The organism is Roseobacter sp. FCG-D35, assembly GCF_033436665.1.
Classification (GTDB): Bacteria; Pseudomonadota; Alphaproteobacteria; order Rhodobacterales; family Rhodobacteraceae; genus JAWQFO01.
On sequence record NZ_JAWQFO010000009.1, the window covers coordinates 56,323 to 73,264 of the forward strand.

Annotated in this window: 17 protein-coding genes; 14 read left to right on the forward strand and 3 right to left on the reverse strand. The window is 66.3% G+C overall.

The features are described 5' to 3' along the window. Positions 1–13 precede the first annotated feature (13 nt). Together R5H30_RS18375 and R5H30_RS18380 are read left to right on the forward strand one after the other, a co-directional pair. A complete protein-coding gene (locus R5H30_RS18375) occupies positions 14–1,090 on the forward strand; it encodes a Gfo/Idh/MocA family protein (protein WP_318330067.1) in 1,077 nt (358 codons plus the stop codon). Further along, positions 1,087–2,199: a Gfo/Idh/MocA family protein gene (locus R5H30_RS18380; protein ID WP_318330069.1), complete on the forward strand. Its 1,113-nt coding sequence runs from the start codon at positions 1,087–1,089 to the stop codon at positions 2,197–2,199. Before R5H30_RS18375 ends, R5H30_RS18380 begins: the two co-directional genes overlap by 4 nt. A 16-nt stretch (positions 2,200–2,215) precedes the next feature. On the opposite strand, the gene R5H30_RS18385 is transcribed toward R5H30_RS18380, so the two are convergent. Next, positions 2,216–2,689 carry an A24 family peptidase gene (locus tag R5H30_RS18385; protein ID WP_318330070.1) on the reverse strand — a complete coding sequence of 158 codons (474 nt, stop codon included), beginning with the start codon at positions 2,687–2,689 and terminating at the stop codon, positions 2,216–2,218. Further along, complete coding sequence (locus R5H30_RS18390) at positions 2,689–3,519, reverse strand: helix-turn-helix transcriptional regulator (protein WP_318330071.1); 831 nt, start codon at positions 3,517–3,519, stop codon at positions 2,689–2,691. The genes R5H30_RS18385 and R5H30_RS18390 overlap by 1 nt, the downstream gene beginning before the upstream one ends. A 444-nt stretch (positions 3,520–3,963) precedes the next feature. Between R5H30_RS18390 and R5H30_RS18395 the strand changes: the two genes are divergently transcribed. The 11 genes from R5H30_RS18395 (at position 3,964) to R5H30_RS18445 (ending at position 14,280) form a co-directional block, all read left to right on the forward strand. Next, positions 3,964–4,140 carry a hypothetical protein gene (locus tag R5H30_RS18395; protein WP_318330072.1) on the forward strand — a complete coding sequence of 59 codons (177 nt, stop codon included), beginning with the start codon at positions 3,964–3,966 and terminating at the stop codon, positions 4,138–4,140. Positions 4,141–4,356: 216 nt separating this feature from the next. Then, the gene (gene cpaB, locus R5H30_RS18400) at positions 4,357–5,160 is read left to right on the forward strand and encodes a Flp pilus assembly protein CpaB (RefSeq protein WP_318330073.1); all 804 of its coding nucleotides are present in this window, start codon (positions 4,357–4,359) and stop codon (positions 5,158–5,160) included. A gap of 4 nt (positions 5,161–5,164) precedes the next feature. Continuing rightward, on the forward strand, positions 5,165–6,640 hold the full coding sequence (locus tag R5H30_RS18405; RefSeq protein ID WP_318330074.1) for a pilus assembly protein TadG-related protein: 1,476 nt from the start codon (positions 5,165–5,167) through the stop codon (positions 6,638–6,640). Positions 6,641–6,645: 5 nt separating this feature from the next. Beyond that, positions 6,646–7,137 carry a TadE/TadG family type IV pilus assembly protein gene (locus tag R5H30_RS18410; protein WP_318330075.1) on the forward strand — a complete coding sequence of 164 codons (492 nt, stop codon included), beginning with the start codon at positions 6,646–6,648 and terminating at the stop codon, positions 7,135–7,137. Further along, positions 7,134–7,784 carry a TadE/TadG family type IV pilus assembly protein gene (locus R5H30_RS18415; protein WP_318330076.1) on the forward strand — a complete coding sequence of 217 codons (651 nt, stop codon included), beginning with the start codon at positions 7,134–7,136 and terminating at the stop codon, positions 7,782–7,784. Before R5H30_RS18410 ends, R5H30_RS18415 begins: the two co-directional genes overlap by 4 nt. A 19-nt stretch (positions 7,785–7,803) precedes the next feature. Beyond that, on the forward strand, positions 7,804–9,021 hold the full coding sequence (locus tag R5H30_RS18420; protein WP_318330077.1) for a CpaE/TadZ family protein: 1,218 nt from the start codon (positions 7,804–7,806) through the stop codon (positions 9,019–9,021). Between the two features lie 46 nt (positions 9,022–9,067). Next, a complete protein-coding gene (locus R5H30_RS18425) occupies positions 9,068–10,447 on the forward strand; it encodes a TadA family conjugal transfer-associated ATPase (RefSeq protein ID WP_318330078.1) in 1,380 nt (459 codons plus the stop codon). A gap of 1 nt (position 10,448) precedes the next feature. Then, positions 10,449–11,483 (forward strand): type II secretion system F family protein, encoded by a 1,035-nt coding sequence (locus R5H30_RS18430; RefSeq protein WP_318330079.1) that lies wholly within the window; start codon positions 10,449–10,451, stop codon positions 11,481–11,483. 12 nt (positions 11,484–11,495) lie between these two features. Then, the gene (locus tag R5H30_RS18435; protein ID WP_318330080.1) at positions 11,496–12,491 is read left to right on the forward strand and encodes a type II secretion system F family protein; all 996 of its coding nucleotides are present in this window, start codon (positions 11,496–11,498) and stop codon (positions 12,489–12,491) included. Between the two features lie 39 nt (positions 12,492–12,530). Continuing rightward, entirely contained in the window at positions 12,531–13,094 is a 564-nt protein-coding gene (locus R5H30_RS18440) for a Hint domain-containing protein (RefSeq protein ID WP_318330082.1), read from the forward strand. Positions 13,095–13,179: 85 nt separating this feature from the next. Beyond that, entirely contained in the window at positions 13,180–14,280 is a 1,101-nt protein-coding gene (locus tag R5H30_RS18445) for a mandelate racemase/muconate lactonizing enzyme family protein (protein ID WP_318330083.1), read from the forward strand. A 43-nt stretch (positions 14,281–14,323) separates the two neighbouring features. Here R5H30_RS18445 and R5H30_RS18450 read toward each other — a convergent pair whose 3' ends face one another. Further along, the gene (locus R5H30_RS18450; protein ID WP_318330084.1) at positions 14,324–15,400 is read right to left on the reverse strand and encodes a PLP-dependent cysteine synthase family protein; all 1,077 of its coding nucleotides are present in this window, start codon (positions 15,398–15,400) and stop codon (positions 14,324–14,326) included. A gap of 357 nt (positions 15,401–15,757) precedes the next feature. On the opposite strand from R5H30_RS18450, the gene R5H30_RS18455 reads away from it, so the two are divergent. Continuing rightward, positions 15,758–16,939 carry an aminotransferase class I/II-fold pyridoxal phosphate-dependent enzyme gene (locus R5H30_RS18455; protein ID WP_318330085.1) on the forward strand — a complete coding sequence of 394 codons (1,182 nt, stop codon included), beginning with the start codon at positions 15,758–15,760 and terminating at the stop codon, positions 16,937–16,939. Positions 16,940–16,942: the final 3 nt, after the last annotated feature.

The following is a 16,942-nucleotide window of genomic DNA, read 5'->3' on the forward strand; positions in this document are numbered from 1 at the left end:
AGGGAGACCGCCCGTGACCCGCTATCGCATCGCCGGAATCAGCTTCGACCACATGCATATGGGAGACCTGCTGCGTCTGGTCCATGACCACCCCGAGGCGGAAATCGCCGGCATCTTCGATCCCGACCCCGAGCGGATGAAAGGCGCCGTCGAGACCTTCGGCATCCCGCAGAATCGCGTTTTCACCGACCTTGCGACCTGCATGGAAACGGCCAGGCCCGACATGGTGATCCTGTGTGCCGCCACCGCCGAGCACGGTGACTACACCGAGCGTCTCGCGCCCTACGGATGCCATGTCTTCGTGGAGAAACCCTTCGCCGCCTCCGCCGCCGAGGCCAGGCGCATGATCGCGGCGATGGAGGGGAGCGGAAAGCTGCTGGCGATCAACTGGCCGCTCGCATGGGTCGAAAGCCACGTGACCGCCAAGGGGCTGATCGACGCCGGCACCATCGGCGACCTGATCGAGGTGCATTTCTACGACGGCAACCGCGGCCCGCTGTATCACCTCGCCGACAAGGTCGAGGTGACCCCCGAAGAGGTCGAGCGCGGCAAAGCGGACTCCTGGTGGTACAAGAAGGCCGCGGGCGGCGGTAGCCTGCTCGACTATCTCGGCTACGGTGCCACGCTGGGGACGTGGTACATGAACGGCGAGGCGCCGCTCGAGGTGACCTGCGTGATCGACGAGACCCCGGGCATCGAGGTCGACCAGCATTCGATCACCGTTTGCCGCTACCAGCGCGGCCTGTCGAAGATGGAAACCCGTTGGGGCACCTTCACCGATCCCTGGATGATCCAGCCGCAGCCGCGCTGTGGCTTTGTCTTCGTCGGGTCGGACGGCACGATCGCCAGCTGGGACTACGCCGACCACGTTACCGTGCAGACGCGCGACCGCCCCGAGCCCCACGAGGTCGCGGCCGAGCCACTGTCCGAGGGCCGCCGCAATCCGATCGAGTACGTGCTGGGCTGCATCGCGCGCGGCGAGCCGGTGTCCGGCCCCCTCGACCCTGCGCTCTGCCTCACCGCGCAGCGCATCGTCGACACCGCCGCGCAATCGGCGCAGGAGAAACGCACTCTGGCGTTGCTGCCATGAGCGCCGAAACCCCCGACGCCGACACCTATGCGCTGCGCAGCGGGGCGGTGGCCGAAATCGCGGCCCCCGATCTGCCCTACCGGCCCCCGATGCCGCGGGATTACAGCCCGCGAATCGCCCTGATTGGGGCAGGCGGCATCGCCGGGGCGCATCTCGACGCCTACCGCGCGGCCGGCTGGACGGTGGCGGCGATCTGCAATCGCACGCTGTCCAAGGCCGAGGATCGCGCGCGCGAGTTCTTTCCCGACGCGATGGTCACCGACGACGTAGATCGGATCCTGGCCGATACCGAGATCGACGTTGTGGACATCACGCCGCATCCCGCCGATCGGGTCCCGATCATCGAAGCCGCGATCGAGGCCGGCAAGCATGTCCTGTCGCAGAAACCCTTCGTGCTCGACCTCGATACCGGCGCGCGGCTTGCCGACCTTGCGCAACAGCGCGGCGTCAAGCTGGCGGTGAACCAGAACGGACGCTGGGCGCCGCACATGGCCTGGATGCGCGAGGCTGTGGGCCGCGGACTGATCGGCGAGCTTATCTCGGTCCACGTGTCGGTGCATTGGGACCACGGCTGGGTCCGGGGCACGCCCTTCGACGAGATCGACGACCTGATCCTCTACGATTTCGCGATCCACTGGTTCGATTTCCTGGCCTCGCTTGCCGGGAACAAGATCGAAACAGTCTACGCCATGTCGGTCCGTGCGGCAGGGCAGGGCGCCAAGGCTCCGCTGCTGGCGGAGGCGCTGGTGCGTATGGAGGGCGGGCAGGCCTCGCTTGTCTTCGACGGCGCGGCATCGTTCGGCCCGCGCGACACCACCTACATCTCCGGCACGGCGGGCAGCCTGCGAAGCGCGGGCCCGGACCTTGGCAGCCAGACCGTCACGCTCGACACCGCCCAGGGCCGGGCGCGGCCGTCGCTCGAGGGGACGTGGTTCAACGACGGGTTCCGCGGTGCCATGGGCGAGCTTTTGTGCAGCATCGAGGAAGATCGAGAGCCGTTGAACGGCGCGCGCGCCAACCTCGACAGTCTCGCGCTGGCTTTCGCGGCCATCGCGTCGGCGCGCGAGCGGCGCGAGATCGCCGTCGGAGAGGTGCGCCGCTTGCCTTGACCCGGACAGACGCCGATCAGCGGGCGAGTTGCAGGAGCAGGAAGACGACGGCGGTCATGGCGAAGGCCGTGCCCATCGGAAAGCGCCCGTCGTCCTGCATGCTCTTCCATCGCGCCTCGGGCAGGGACGCGGTCTGCCGCAATCCGACGATGCCGATCATGCAGGCGGCCATGCTGACCCCGAACACCGCGAGAAAGGCCGCAAGCTCTCCGTGTGGCACGTAAAGCACCAAGACCGGAAAGAACTTGGCGTCCCCGCCGCCGAAGACACGCAACCCGAAGAGCACGAAACATAGCGCGAAGGCGACCGTCCCGGCGACCAGACGCCAGAGCGCCTCCTCGATGCCGACGAAGGGCGCCGTCAGCACGAAGATCGCCAGACCCGCGACGACAAGCCCGTCGGGTATGCGCATCTCGCGCAGGTCGATCCAGGCCGCCAGAAGGATCAGCGGGCAGGCGAAGATGAGCGGCAGAAGCGTGGCATCAGGCATCACGACACCATCGCGCGCGGGTTTTCGAGCGCCAAGCGTTCCTCGATCGACACCAGCCGGTGCGACAGCTCGTAGAAGTCTCCGATCTCGAGCTTGGAATAGATGTTGCGCAGATGCGTGCGGACGGTGTGCGGGCTGATGCCGAGCCGGTCCGGCAAGGCCTTGTAGGCGATGCCGCGGCTGACGAAGTGGCACATCCGGAATTCGGACCGTGTGAGCCCGTAGGGATTGGATTCCGACAGCACCGGCCCGAGCGTGCGCTGCACGGCGACACGGCCGGGGTTCCGGTTGCGCGAGATGGTATCTTCGATGATCTGCGGCGCGCGACCGTCATAGAACCCCGGAAGCGCGTCGGCGAGATGCCCGCACAGCTCGAGCACGGCGCGGCTCGCGACATGGTCGAAATGCAGTTCGAGCCGGTCCAGCTGGCGGCGGTTGCCGTCCAGCAGGATCACGCAGAGGTCGCGGCATCCGCTGGCGTGAAACCACCTGTCGAGCATCGGATCGCGGGGGCCGTCGAGCTGTGAGGCGAAGACGCAGGCGCCGATCCGCAACTGCCAGGGATCGACGCCGGCAAGATGATCGCAGAACGGCTTCGTCAGCGTGGTCAGCGGTCCTGCGCTGATCGAGGACTTTGCCACGACGGTGGCCCGGCCGGTGTCCTTCGGCAGGCGACTGAGAAGGATGTGTCGGGCGTCGAGCGCGCCTGCAAGATGACGAAGACCGATCTCGAGCGCGTCCTTGCCGCGCAGGCAGGCGGCGAAACTCGATACCGGTTTGAGGACTTTCCCGAGCAGCGCGCCCGAGAGATCGCGAGGATGTTTGGTCATAACACGACCCACTGTTTTACAAATGCAGCGCCGCAACTTGCGACATCAAAAGCTGTCGCCCCCACACCGAAGCATTACGCAGCGGCATCTTGGTAATACTGTGGCGCCCCGCTTTCGCCGGGAAAATGCAACCGGGGTTAATGGCTTTCACTGGTGCGCCCGGTTGATCGCCTACGTGAGGTTGCAGAATCGGTTGCCATGGCGCCTGCCGGTCCGGGCAGATCCACGCGAATGGCCACATTGACGCCCGAAATGAGGCCGGATCGACCTGCCTGCGCCACATTTTTTCCGCAATCTGATTGGTTTTGCATCTTTAAGATGTAAACCCGACCGTTTGCGGTGACGCGAGGGCGCATCTTCCAGGCGTAGTTTCGTTCTTGCCGGGTTGTTCCGGTCAGCTGCCGCGGAGCGCGGAGCATTTGTTAAGTGACTAGGAGAATACACATGAAAGATCTGTTTTTGAGCACGTGGATCCGCCTGCGCCACAGCGACGAGGGTGCGACCCTTGTCGAATACGGCGTTGCCATTGTTCTGGCGGTTGTTGTCGGCACTGGCGGCCTTCTGGCGCTGGGCGGCGAGGTCAACACCCAGATGGGTGAAGCCCAGGCCGTCATGCAGTGACGCGCGTTACCGCGGGTGGACGCTGTCCGCCCGCGGTACTGGCCCGGCGCCGGTCGCCGGGTCGAATGCGACCACCCGTCCACCGATTACGCAGCCGAGGTTCCGGCCCCGGGTCCGAGTTGATCCTGAAGCTTTAGAACCGGTGGCTGCAAAGTCGCAGGATGGCGGGTTCGCCCGGTCCCCACGGGCCCAAGTATTTTATCGAAAGGAATTTCCATGCGCCTCGGATCATTCGTCATGGCCATCGCAGGCCTCTCGGTTGCCGGAGGGTCGGTGTACGCCGTCCGCAACTACATCTCCGCTCAGGCCATGCAGGTTCAGGATGCCAACGCCTCGGTCGTGCGCGTCCTCGCAGCCGCGCATGACATTCCTTTCGGACATGCAATCGAAGGTCACATGCTGACCACGATCGAATGGCCCGCCAGCAGCGTGCCGCCGGGCGCCTTCACCGATCGCGCGGAGGTGCTGGGGCAGACCGGTGGCGAGCCGCGTCGCGCCAAGGCGCGTCTTGCGCAGGGCGAGTTGCTTCTGTCAACGAAGCTTTCCGAGTTCGGCGAGAAGGTCACCATCGTCCAGACGCTCGGTGCGAACACCCGCGCGATGGCCATCAAGGTCGACGCGGAAACCGCCGTCGGCGGCTTCGTGACCCCTGGCGACTACGTCGACGTTCTGCTTACTCAGGGACGCGACAGCGAGATCCGCGCAGTGACCATCCTGCAGAACATCCGGGTCGTGGGCGTCGATCAGAGCTCGGACGAACAGTCCGACGAAACCGCCATCGCGCGGACGGTCACCGTCGAGGTCACGCCCGGCGAGGGGCAGCGCCTGGCGCTGGCTCAGAAGGCGGGCACGCTCAGCCTGTCGCTGCGCACGCTCGAAGGTGCTGTGGACGAACCGCTGGAAAGCGTCCGCCTCGCGGACCTGATGCGCGAAGTCTCCCCCGTCCCGGAGACCGAGAAGCGCCGGACCGTTCGCGTCCGCCGCGGGACCGGCGACGTCCAGTTCGTCGAGGTCGAGTGATCCGATGCGGACCGGCGCTTCCCCCCTGACCGCGTTCTGGCGCGACGAGCACGGCGGCATCCTCGTCTTTGCCGCGATGGCGCTCGGCGTGATGCTGGGCATGGTCGCGCTGGTCTTTGACGCGGGGCGGCTGTCGGCCACGCACACCGAGTTGCAGTCCTTCGCCGACGGCGTCGCGCTGGCCGCGGCGGGCGAACTCGACGGCGCGGCCGATGCGCTCGACCGCGCTAATCTCGCAGCCGCGAACCTTGTCAGCGGCAGCCAGACCTTCGCCGAAGGCAGCGCGACCCTGGCCGGCAATGTCGACGCGACTGTGGTATACCTCGACGATTTGCCGGCCGATGACACTGCCTCGACCGCCGCGTTCCAGACCAACGATCCGGCCCGCGCGATCTATGCGCATGTCACGCTGACGCCGCGCAGCGTCCGGCTTCCCTTTGCGGATGCGCTTGCGGCGCTGACCGGAAACGCGGCTGTCGACAACAGCATCGGTGCCGAGGCGGTGGCGGGTTTCACGCGCTATGCCTGTGACATCACCCCGCTCATGTTCTGCCTGCCGAACGCCAGCTATACGGCAGATGCCAATATCGGCGACTCGATCCTGCTGCGCTCGGGCGGCAACGGTGCGGCCTGGGGGCCCGGAGACTTCGGATTTCTCGACGTGACCGGCGCGCAGATCGATCCCGAGGGGCCCTGCGCCGGTCTCAACGGCGCGCAGCTGACCGCCTGCGCCATCGCCGCCAGCGGAAATATAAGCGCCTGCTTCGCGCAGCGCGGAGTCGATATCGAACCGGGTCAGAAGGTCGGGATCGAGAATTCCATCTTCAACACGCGCTTCGACATGTTCTCCGCGATGATGAGCGGCAAGAAGAACAACCCCGCCTACGCCCCGGGTCCCCACGTGGTGAAGGGTCTCAAGAACAAGAGCGGCAACGGCCAGTGCGTCGGCAACAATTCCGAACCGACCGGCGACACGATGGCCTTCCCCGAGGACGACTGCTTTCCCACCTGTGCCAACGGCCGTTTCGGAGACGGTACCTGGACGGCCGGACGCCAGTCCTACGTCGACACCAACTATGACGGTACCGACCCCTTCGCCGGTGCGCCGGGCGTCGTGACCCGCTACGACTACTACCGCGCCGAGATCGCGGCGGCGGGTCCGGGCGGGCAGATCCTCGCACCGTCCAAGTCCGAAAGCGGACGCCCGCAATGCTCGAACAGCGTGATCAACGATCCCGACCGCCGGGTCTTCGTTGCCGCCGGCATCGACTGCGCCGCCAACCCGATCAACGGCGCTAAAACCGATGTTCCGGTCCGCGAGTTCTTCCGGGTCTTCCTGCTGCGCCCGGTCGGCCATGCGGCGACCTCGCCGCCGAACTTCGACCTCTGGGTGGAGAACATTGGATCGGCCGGCGGCAATGGCGCAGGAGCGTCCTCGATCTCCGGCGTCTTCCGCGATGTCGTGCAGCTTTACCGGTGACCGCGATGCGCATGCCCGCCCGCCTCTCGATCTTCGCCCGCGCCGACAGCGGCGCCGTGCTGACCGAATTCGCCATCGTTCTGCCCCTGACGCTGCTGGTGTTCGGGCTGATCGTGGAGTCCGGGCGCATCCTGTGGTCCTACCAGTCCGCCGTCAGCGGTGTCCGCGATGCCTCGCGCTACCTGTCTCGTGTGGCGCCTCTCGACATCTGCGTCTCGGGCGGCTCGCTTGCCGCTTTCGAGGCGATGCTGGAAGACCGGATCGCGGAGACCATCGGCGGCAATCCCGCCTTTCCGGCGTCGGTCACGCTGACCGGCGTGAGCACCAGCGTCACCTGCGTGCCGGGCGGTTATCGCATCGACCCGGTGCCGGTGGCCGGGATCACGGCGGATGTCGAGGTGACATTCCCCTTCTCCGGCGCGATGAGCTTTTTCGGCGACCTGCCCGACACCTTCACCGCGCAGGTCGAGTCCCGGTCGAGGATCTTCGGGCTGTGACCGGCCGTGGCTTCATAGTGCGCCGCGGACTGCGGTTCCTGCGCGGCACGTCGGGGTCGGCGATGGTCGAATACGCGATCGTGCTGCCGCTGTTCTTGCTGATGGTCCTCGGCATCGTCGATTTCGGGCGCCTCGGGTCGGACTACGTGATGGTCAAGAAGGCGCTGGAACGCGGCGTGCGCATCGCCGCCGTCCGCCCGGCGCTTTGCCCCGGTGTGCCGCAGACCCATGTGCGCGCATCGGTCCACCCGAACGTCACGCCGCCCAAGTTCGGCACCTCGTGCTCGGTGGGCGGTATCTGCGCCGACCCCGGCGCGATCAGCTGCGCGCTCGATCCGGCCACTCCGGCCGGCGCGGAGATCTGGAACCGCATCGAAGCCGTCATGCCGAGCCTGGTCACCGCGCAGGATATCACGGTGACCTACGGCTTCGACGAGAACCTCGGCTTTCTCGGCGGGCCTTACGTGCCATCGGTCACGCTGTCGCTGCCGGAGGCCGATTTCGAATTCGTCACACCGCTCGGAGACCTCGCGACGGTCTTCACCGGCGCCGCCGATCCGAATGGCGCGCCAAACGGCACCATCGCCTTCCCGGACATGAGCGTCACGCTTCCCGGCGAGGATCTCAATCTCGGCACCAATGGCTGAACCCCGAAAGGAGAATTCCATGCTGCATGATTTCACGTCGCTCCTTCTGGTCACACCGGACGCGGCTCTTGGCGCAACGGTCGCGGGCTTGTTCCCGGGCGAGACCGGCATCCGGGTGACGCCGCGGATCAGCCGGCTGGCGGAGCTGGAAGGTGCCGTCGTCTCGCTCGCGGCTCAGCATGATGTGATCCTGTTCGATGCCGACGCGTGGGACGCGGCGGACATTGACGCGCTGGAACGCGCCTCCGCCGCGCGCACGCCCAACGCGCTGCTGATCGCGCTGACGCCGGACGACCTGTCGCTGGCCAGCAGCCGCGCCCTGGGACGGGCGGGGGCCGACGATGTCATGCCGCGTGGCTGTGTGGCCGAGGAACTGGCCGGAACGATCGAAAGCTGGCGGCTTCGCCGCGCCGCACGCCTGCCCGCGGTCTGGGCCGGACAGGCCACCGTGGGCAAGGTGATCGCGGTGACCGGCTCGCGCGGGGGCGTCGGGAAATCGACGCTCGCGGTCAATCTCGCCGACGCCATGCAGTGCAAGAAGGGCTTTCGGAACAAGACGCCCACGGCTTCGGTCGCGGTGCTGGATCTCGACCTGCAATTCGGCTCTGTCGCATCGCTGCTCGACGTGGACGAGAACGACGGGCTCTACCGCATGGCGATGGAGGGCTCCGTTCCGGATCGCGAATTCGTCCGGGCCTGCGTCGAGACTTCCCGCTCGGGCCTGACGGTCCTGCCCGCGCCGACCCGATTCACCCCGCTCGACGCGCTCCAGCCCGAGCAGATCTCGGCGATCCTGAGCCTGCTCTGCGCCGAGCATGACTATGTCATCGTCGACATGCCGTCCGCGCTGGTTTCCTGGATGGAGCCTGTGCTGGCGCGCGCGAACCGGCTGTTTCTGGCCACCGACATCACCGTTCCGGCGGTGCGCACGAGCCGCAAGCTGATCGATTTCTACCGCGCCGAACAGCCGGGCCTCCAGATCGAGGTGGTCGTCACGATGGAGAAGAAACCCCTGTTTCTCGCCCAGCACCACCGGGCCGCCATCAAGCTTCTGGACTGCGAATTCCATCACTGGGTGCCCTTCGATCGCAAACCCGCGCGCGAGACGCTGGACCGCGGCAAGACTGTGTTCGAGTTCGCCCCGCACAGCGCCCTTGCCAAGTCGATCCGCAGCCTCGCGCAGGCGACCGTCAAGGATCTGCCGCTGCGCGCCTCCGCCCCGATCGCGGCCGAATGACATTTGCCCGACGCCAGATTTGAGAACGAGATAAGGAAACCCAGGGATGTTTCGAGAATTTGCCCGCCCCAAGCCGAAAGCAGCGGATCAGTCGGCCGAGATCATCGACATCGGTACCGCGGCGCCGATCAAGCCCGAGACCTCGGTCGAGGACGAAGCCGAGCGGGATCGGCTCGATCTCAAGAGCCGGCTGCATGATCACCTTCTGGACCGTCTCAACCTTGCCATCCTCGACAAGATCGAGACGTCGGAGTTGCGGCGCGAGGTGTCGAACCTGGTCCAGAGCGTTTTGAAAAGCGAAGGCCGCCCGCTGATGGCGGACGAGTTCAAGGCGATGGTCGAAGAGCTTCTGCACGAGGTGCTGGGGCTTGGCCCGCTCGAGCCGCTTCTGGCCGATGGCACAATCAACGACATCCTCGTGAACGCCCATGACAAGGTCTATGTCGAACGCCACGGGATCCTGGAGCGCTCGTCCTGCCGGTTCCGCGACGAACGCCACCTGCTGCGGGTCATCGACAAGATCGTCTCGAGCATCGGCCGCCGCATCGACGAAAGCCAGCCCTGGGTCGACGCGCGCCTCGCCGACGGCAGCCGGGTGAACGCCATCATTCGCCCCTGCGCCGTCGACGGCCCGTCGGTGTCGATCCGCAAGTTCTCGCGCGTGCCGCTGACCATGCAGAGCCTCGTCGAGAAAGGCGCGCTGAACGAGGATGCGGCGCGGTTACTCCAGGCGCTGGTCGACGCCAAGCTCAATATCCTGATCTCGGGCGGCACGGGATCGGGCAAGACCACCATGCTGAACGCGATGTCGGCGTTCATCGGCCCCGCCGAGCGCATCGTGACCATCGAGGACGCCGCCGAACTGCAGCTTCAGCAGGAGCATGTCCTGCGGCTCGAGACGCGGCCCGAAAGCCCGAACGGCACCGGGGCCGTGCACCAGCGTGACCTGCTCAAGAACGCGCTGAGGATGCGTCCGGACCGGATCATCGTCGGCGAGGTGCGCGGTCCGGAAGCCTTCGACATGCTACAGGCGATGAACACCGGCCACGACGGGTCGATGACGACCGTGCATGCCAACACCGCGCGCGACGCCATCAGCCGGGTCGAGCAGATGGTGCAGATGACCGGCATGGAACTGCCGCATTCCACGATCCGTGCCACCATCGCCTCGGCCCTGCACTTCGTGGTCCAGCTCAACCGCCTGTCGGACGGCTCGCGGCGGGTGATGGCGATCTCCGAGATCACCGGAATGGAAGGCGATATCCCGACGATGCAGGACATCTTCGTGTTCCGAAGGACCGGCAAGGACGAGGCCGGACGCATCACCGGCGAGTTCCACGCGACCGGCATCCGCCCGAAGTCGATGTCGGTACTTGAGGCCGCCGGTATCGACCTGTCGTCGATTTCCTTCGCGCGGAGGCGCTGAGATGGAAATCGACCTGTCCTTCCTCGGGTTCGACCCGATCCGTATCGACCCTCTCGCGTGGATCAACCAGCTGACCGCCGAAACCCTGAACGTGCAGCTGATGATGTACGTCAGCGTCTTCGTCGGCGCCTTGCTGGCCTTCGAAGGGCTGCGTCAGCTTCTGTCGCGTTCGGAACAGAGGTCCGAGGCGCGCAACCGGCGCATGCGGATGATGCATGCGGGCCGATCCACCGAGGACATCCTCGCCGTGCTCAAGCCGGAACGGAACCAGGGCGTGCTTGGCAATCTGCCGATCGTGGGCGATCTGCGCGCGACGATGTCGAAGGCCGGGTTGACGATGCCTCCGGCGCTTTTCGTGGCGCTTTCGATCATCGGGATGATCGTGTTCGGGGTCGCTGCCGCGACCGTGCTGGGTCCGGTGGTGGCCGTGCCACTGGCGGTCGCGCTGTTCGGCGCCCTGCCGCTGATCCTCGTACGCGCGGCCTGCCAACGGCGCATGGACCAGTTCGTGCGACAACTGCCCGACGCGCTCGAGCTGATGGCGCGCGGTCTCAAGGTCGGCCACCCGCTCAACACCACCATCCGCAGCGTCGCGACCGAAATGCCAGACCCGATCGCATCCGAGTTCGGCGTCGTGATGGACCAGATCGCCTATGGCGACGATCTGACCGACGCCTTCCGCGAGATGGCCGACCGTATCGATCTCGAGGATGTGCGTTACCTGTCGGTGTCCATCGGGATCCAGCACGGCGCGGGCGGCGATCTCGCCCGCGTTCTGATGACGCTCGGCCGCGTGATCCGCAACCGGCTGTCGATGCGCCGGCGCATCCGCGCGATCTCGTCCGAGGGTCGGCTCTCGGCGTACTTCCTGTCGGTGATCCCGGTGGTGATCTTCGTTTTCACCTCCGTCACCGCGCCCAGCTACTACGGCGACGTGATGGACGATCCGCTGTTCCCGCCGATCGCGGTGGCCGTGGTGATCCTCGTGGTGTTGAACGCGATCGTTCTGCGCCGCCTCGTCAACTTTCGCATCTAGGGAGACGGACCGATGCTTTCAGCAATGCTTTCCAGCCTAGGCCCCGACACCGTGCAGATCCTGCTGCTGGCCGGGATCGGCGTCGGCGTTCTGCTGGCCGTCCTCGGGATCGGTCGCGCGATCAGCGACCCGACACCGGCGGCGGCACGGATTGCCGGCACCTCCGGCGTCACGGCGGCGGGCTACCGGAGCGATCTCATCAAGCTGGCGCAATCCGATCCGAGCGGCGTTCTGGCCGCATTCAGTCCGACCAGCGACAGCGAACGGCTGCAGGTGAGCCAGGCGCTGGCCCGCGCCGGGTTCCGGGGCGCCAACGCGCCTGCGGTCTTCTATGCCACGCGGCTCGTGCTCGGTCTCGGCCTGCCCGGTGCCTTCGTCGGACTGCTGGCGCTTGCCGGAAGCGACTTCAACTGGTTTCCGATTGGCTTGCGCGACCTTCTGAACGGCCTGTCGGGCTTTGCCATTCTGCAGGTGCTGGCCATCCTCGCGGCGATCGGGTTCTTCGGCCCGGCGATCTGGCTGCGCGGCCTGATTGAGGAGCGCAAGCGCAAGATCGAGGACGCCTTTCCGAACACGCTGGACCTGATCCAGATCGCCGTCGAGGCGGGTCTCGCCTTCGATGCCGCAATGACCCGCGTTGCCACCGAAATCCACGGGGTCGCACCGGATATCGCTGAGGAGTTGCTGGTCGCGCAAAGCGAGATCCAGGCCGGGCGCGGGCGCGACAAGGCGCTGATGGCGATGGGTCGCCGCACCGGCGTCGAGGAGGTATCGGCTTTCGCCCAAGTCGTTCTGCAATCGATGCAGTTCGGCACGTCGATCTCGGATGCGCTGACCGTCTATTCCGACGAGATGCGCCTCAAGCGCGAGTTGAAAGCTCAGGAAAAGGCCAACAAGCTGCCGGTCCAGATGTCCGGCGCGATGGCGATCATGATGCTTCCGGCGATCCTGTCGCTGACGCTCGGGCCGGTGGTGATCCGGTACATCAACTACTTTGCCGGCGGCTGAGCGACTGGTTCCGCAGTATTTGAACGCCAGACCATTTTCATGACTATTCCATTTCAGGAGAAACCGATGCTCGACGAGACCGATGAGACCGTCATTCGCAGGGTGATGCGCGACGCCCGACCGGGCGCCTCCGCGCAATCCGCCAGGCCGCGGCGGGCCTCCGAGAAACTCGCCTGGACTTTGCCCGGCTTCTGCGCCAACGCAAGGGTGCAGACCTCCTTTGGCCACGTGCCGATCGAAGCGCTCAGACCGCACGACCCGGTGCGCACCAAGGCCGGCGACTATCTGGCCGTCGCATGGGTCGACCGCATCCAGCTTGACGCCGAATTCCTGATGCTGCACCCGGCGGCCTACCCGGTGCGCCTTCCCGCGGGCTGTATTGATCGCGGCGTGCCGTGCCGCGACATCCTGCTATCGACAGCCCAGGTGCTGCACCTGCCGCACCGGACCGGCGCAAACGCGCGCTGCACGGCTGCCACACTGGTCGGGCGGCGGCGGATCCGGCGCGAAGCCGTGCCGTCGCTGACCTACTTCATGTTCCATTGCGGCAGACCCGCGACCGTCTGGGTCGACGGGCTCTGGGTCGACACCGCGCCCGACTGACCGCGCCCGGCGCGTGTCCCGGCTGGATCGTGGCGGGCGGGCGGTGTAGCGTCCATCCGGAAGTCCAGAGCGACGAGGGAACCCCGTGTCGAAAATCCAGTCCGTCGGCGTTCGCCGGTTCGAGGTGCCGCTGGCCGAGGTGCTGAGTGACGCCAAGCATGGCGACCACACCCATTTCGAGCTCGTGACGGTCACGATCCGCACCGCCGACGGGGTCGAGGGAACCGGCTATACCTATACCGGCGGCAAGGGCGGTCACGCCATCGCGGCGATGATCGAGCACGACCTCGCGCCTTTTCTCGTTGGACGTGACGCGACACGGATCGACGAGCTTTACGACGGCATGCAGTGGCACGTGCATTACGTGGCGCGCGGCGGCGTGGCCTCTTTCGCGATTTCCGCCATCGACATCGCGCTGTGGGACCTGCGCGGCAAGACGACGGGTCAGCCGCTTGTCGCGATGGCCGGCGGGGCAGGCGACCGCTGCCGCGCCTACGCGGGCGGCATCGACCTCAACTTTCCGCTGCCGAAGCTTCTGGACAGCATTCGCGGCTACCTCGGGCGCGGCTTCAACGCCGTCAAGATCAAGATCGGTCAGCCGACCCTCGAAGAGGACGTGCAGCGCATCGCCGCGGTGCGCGCGCTGATCGGCCCGGAGGTCACCTTCATGGTCGATGCCAACTACGCGATGAGCGTCGACCAGGCGATCGAGGCCGCGATGGCCTTCGAGCCCTACGATATCGCCTGGTTCGAGGAGCCGACGATTCCCGACGACTACAAGGGCTACGCGCGCATCGCGAGCGAGACGACGATCCCGCTGGCGATGGGTGAGAACCTGCACACGATCCACGAGTTCGAATACGCCTTCGAGGACGCCGCTTTGGGCTACATCCAGCCCGATGCGTCGAACTGCGGTGGGATCACCGGCTGGCTGCGCGTCGCGGAGCTGTCCCGCAAGCACGGTTTGCCGGTCTGCAGCCACGGCATGCAGGAGTTACACGTGAGCCTTCTGTCGGCGCAGCCCAACGCAGGCTGGCTCGAGGTGCATTCCTTCCCGATCGACCAGTACACCCGGCGGCCGCTGGTCATCGAGGATCACCTGGCCGTGGCACCGCGCGACCCCGGAACCGGCGTGGACTTCGATTGGGACAAGCTCGCGAGCGTGGACGGACAGCGCGCAGGCTGACGCCCCCGGGCGTCTTGACCGCGCGCGACCCGCCTGCCGCCGCCTATTCCGCGGCCATCTGCGCCGAGGGCGTCGACAGCGAAATCTCGGCCTCCTCGTCTGTCATCTCCTCGGGAATGCTTTCGAACAGCGGCGTCGACAGGTAGCGCTCTCCGGTGTCGGGCAGCATGACCAGCATCACCGACCCGTCCGGGGCTTTCTCCGCGATTTTCATAGCGACGGCGAAGGTCGAGCCACCGGAAATGCCGGTGAAGATACCCTCCTCCGCGGCAAGACGTTTCGCCCAGGCAATGCCTTCCGGACCCGGGATCGGCACAAGTTCGTCGTAGTACTTGTTGTCGATCGCCTCCTGAAGGACATAGGGGATGAAGTCCGGCGTCCAGCCTTGGATCGGGTGCGGCTCGAACTCGGGATGGCTTTCGGTCGGCTGGTGCGCGTCGTTGCGCGTGTTGACGTAGCCCGAGGACAGGATGGCTGCGTTGGCCGGCTCGGTCAGGATGATCTTGGTATCGGGACGCTCGTTGCGCAGGACCCGCCCGACCCCGGAGACCGTGCCGCCGGTGCCGTAGCCCGTGATCCAGTAGTCCAGCTTGTCGCCGTCGAAATCGGCCAGGATCTCACGCGCGGTGGTGGCTTCGTGAATGTCGGCGTTGTCGGGCGTTTCGAACTGGCTGGCAAGGAACCAGCCGTTCGCCTCGGCCAGCTCCTTGGCCTTGGTGTACATGCCAAAGCCCTTCTGCGCGCGCGGTGTCAGCACGACCTTGGCGCCCAGAAACCGCATCAGGCGACGGCGTTCGACCGAGAAGCTGTCGGCCATCGTGACGACCAGCGGATACCCCTTGGCCGCGCAGACCATCGCGAGGCCGATCCCGGTGTTGCCCGAGGTCGCCTCGACCACGGTTTGGCCGGGCTTGAGCCTGCCGTCGCGTTCCGCCGCCTCGATGATGTTCAGCGCCAGCCGGTCCTTGACCGATCCCGCCGGGTTGAAGGCCTCGAACTTCACGTAGATCGTGACGTTGTCGGGTGCGATCCTGTTGATGCGGATTGCGGGCGTGTCGCCCACGGTGTCGAGGATGCTGTCGTAGCGACGGCCGCGGCCGCCGGTCTGTCTGGTCTCCATGTCCTGTCCCCCTGGTCAGCAAGGCTGTGCGACGCCATGCGCCCGCACCGGGGTCAGGATACGGCGTTTCGCCGAATTCGCATAACCCGTGTCATCGTGCGATCCGCGCCAGTCTGGGCGTAAGCACACGGTATCTGCTGCGCAAATCGCTGCAATCTCTTTCGATTTCCGGATTTTCGGTGTCGGCGGGCCGTGTCCGGGCTGGCTGCAAGCGCCGTGGTCCAAGCCGAACTGCGCCACCCTTGGGTTGAATCTGTTTCGCTACGCTTGCCGATTCGTTGTCTTTTCGCCCATGCTTTGGCGCGACAGGCGCAGGTGCGGTTGCCCGGCGCCGGACGGCAGAAAGGGAGGAGTGCCATGACCGCCGCAGCCTCGAGGGCGCATGCCGCGGCCGATTCCATCGCGACGGTCGAGGCTTTCTTTCACAGATACCGTGCGGCGGTTGCACAAACGCCTGCGGTGGCGGATTTCACCTTCGGCAACCCACAGGAAATGCCCTTGCCGGGGCTCGTTCAGGCGCTCAAGCACCATGCCGAGCCCAAGACGGTCGACTGGTTTGCCTACAAGAGCAACGAGACCGACCCCTGCACCTTCCTGGCCGGTGTTCTGTCCGACGAACTGGGGATGCCGTTCGCCCCGGAGGACATCGCGCTGACCAAGGGTGCGTTCGGGGCGATAAAGATGGCCTTCACGATGCTGCTCGAACCGGGCGATGAATGTATCGTGCCGCTGCCGGGATGGTTCTGCTACGGGCCGATGCTTGCCGCAGCCAGCGCGACCGAGGTTCCGGTGCCGCTGGAGCCCGAGGGGTTCGACCTCGATCTCAACGCCATCGCCGGGGCGATCACCGAGCGCACCCGCATCGTCGTCGTCAACTCGCCGCACAATCCCACGGGGCGCATCTATTCACGCGAGGCGCTTCAGGCACTGGCCGAACTGCTGGAGACGAAATCGGCAGAGCAGGGGCGCCGCATCTGGATCCTGTCGGACGAGCCGTACCGGCGGATCCGCTTCGACGGTGTGGAGTTCACCTCGCCGATGGCGGTCTACCCGCACACGCTGATCGATTACTCCTACGGCAAGATCCTTCTCGCGCCCGGGCTGCGCCTGGGGTACCTGGCGATCTCGCCTCAGCTGCCGCCGGCCGAGCGCGCGGAACTGCAGCGTCTTCGGTTCGCGGTACAGATGGCCGACGCCTGGAACGTGCCCGACGCGCCGCTGCTTTATGCGCTGCCCGACCTGGAGCGAGAAACCATCGACATAGCTGCCCTGGAGCGGCGGCGCGACCGGATGCTCGGGGCGCTGGCGCAATGGGGTTACCGGATGACCCGGCCGGAAGGCACCTTCTACCTGTGGGGCAGGGCGCCCGGCGGCGACAGCGCGACATTCGCCGAAGATCTCGCGCGGCGCGGCATCCATGTCATGCCCGGCACCGTCTTCGACCGTCCGACCGATTTCCGGATCTGCCTGACCGCGGACGACGCGATGATCGAGGCGGCCTTGCCTGCGTTCCGTGACGCTGCGCGCACGCCGTCCTGACGA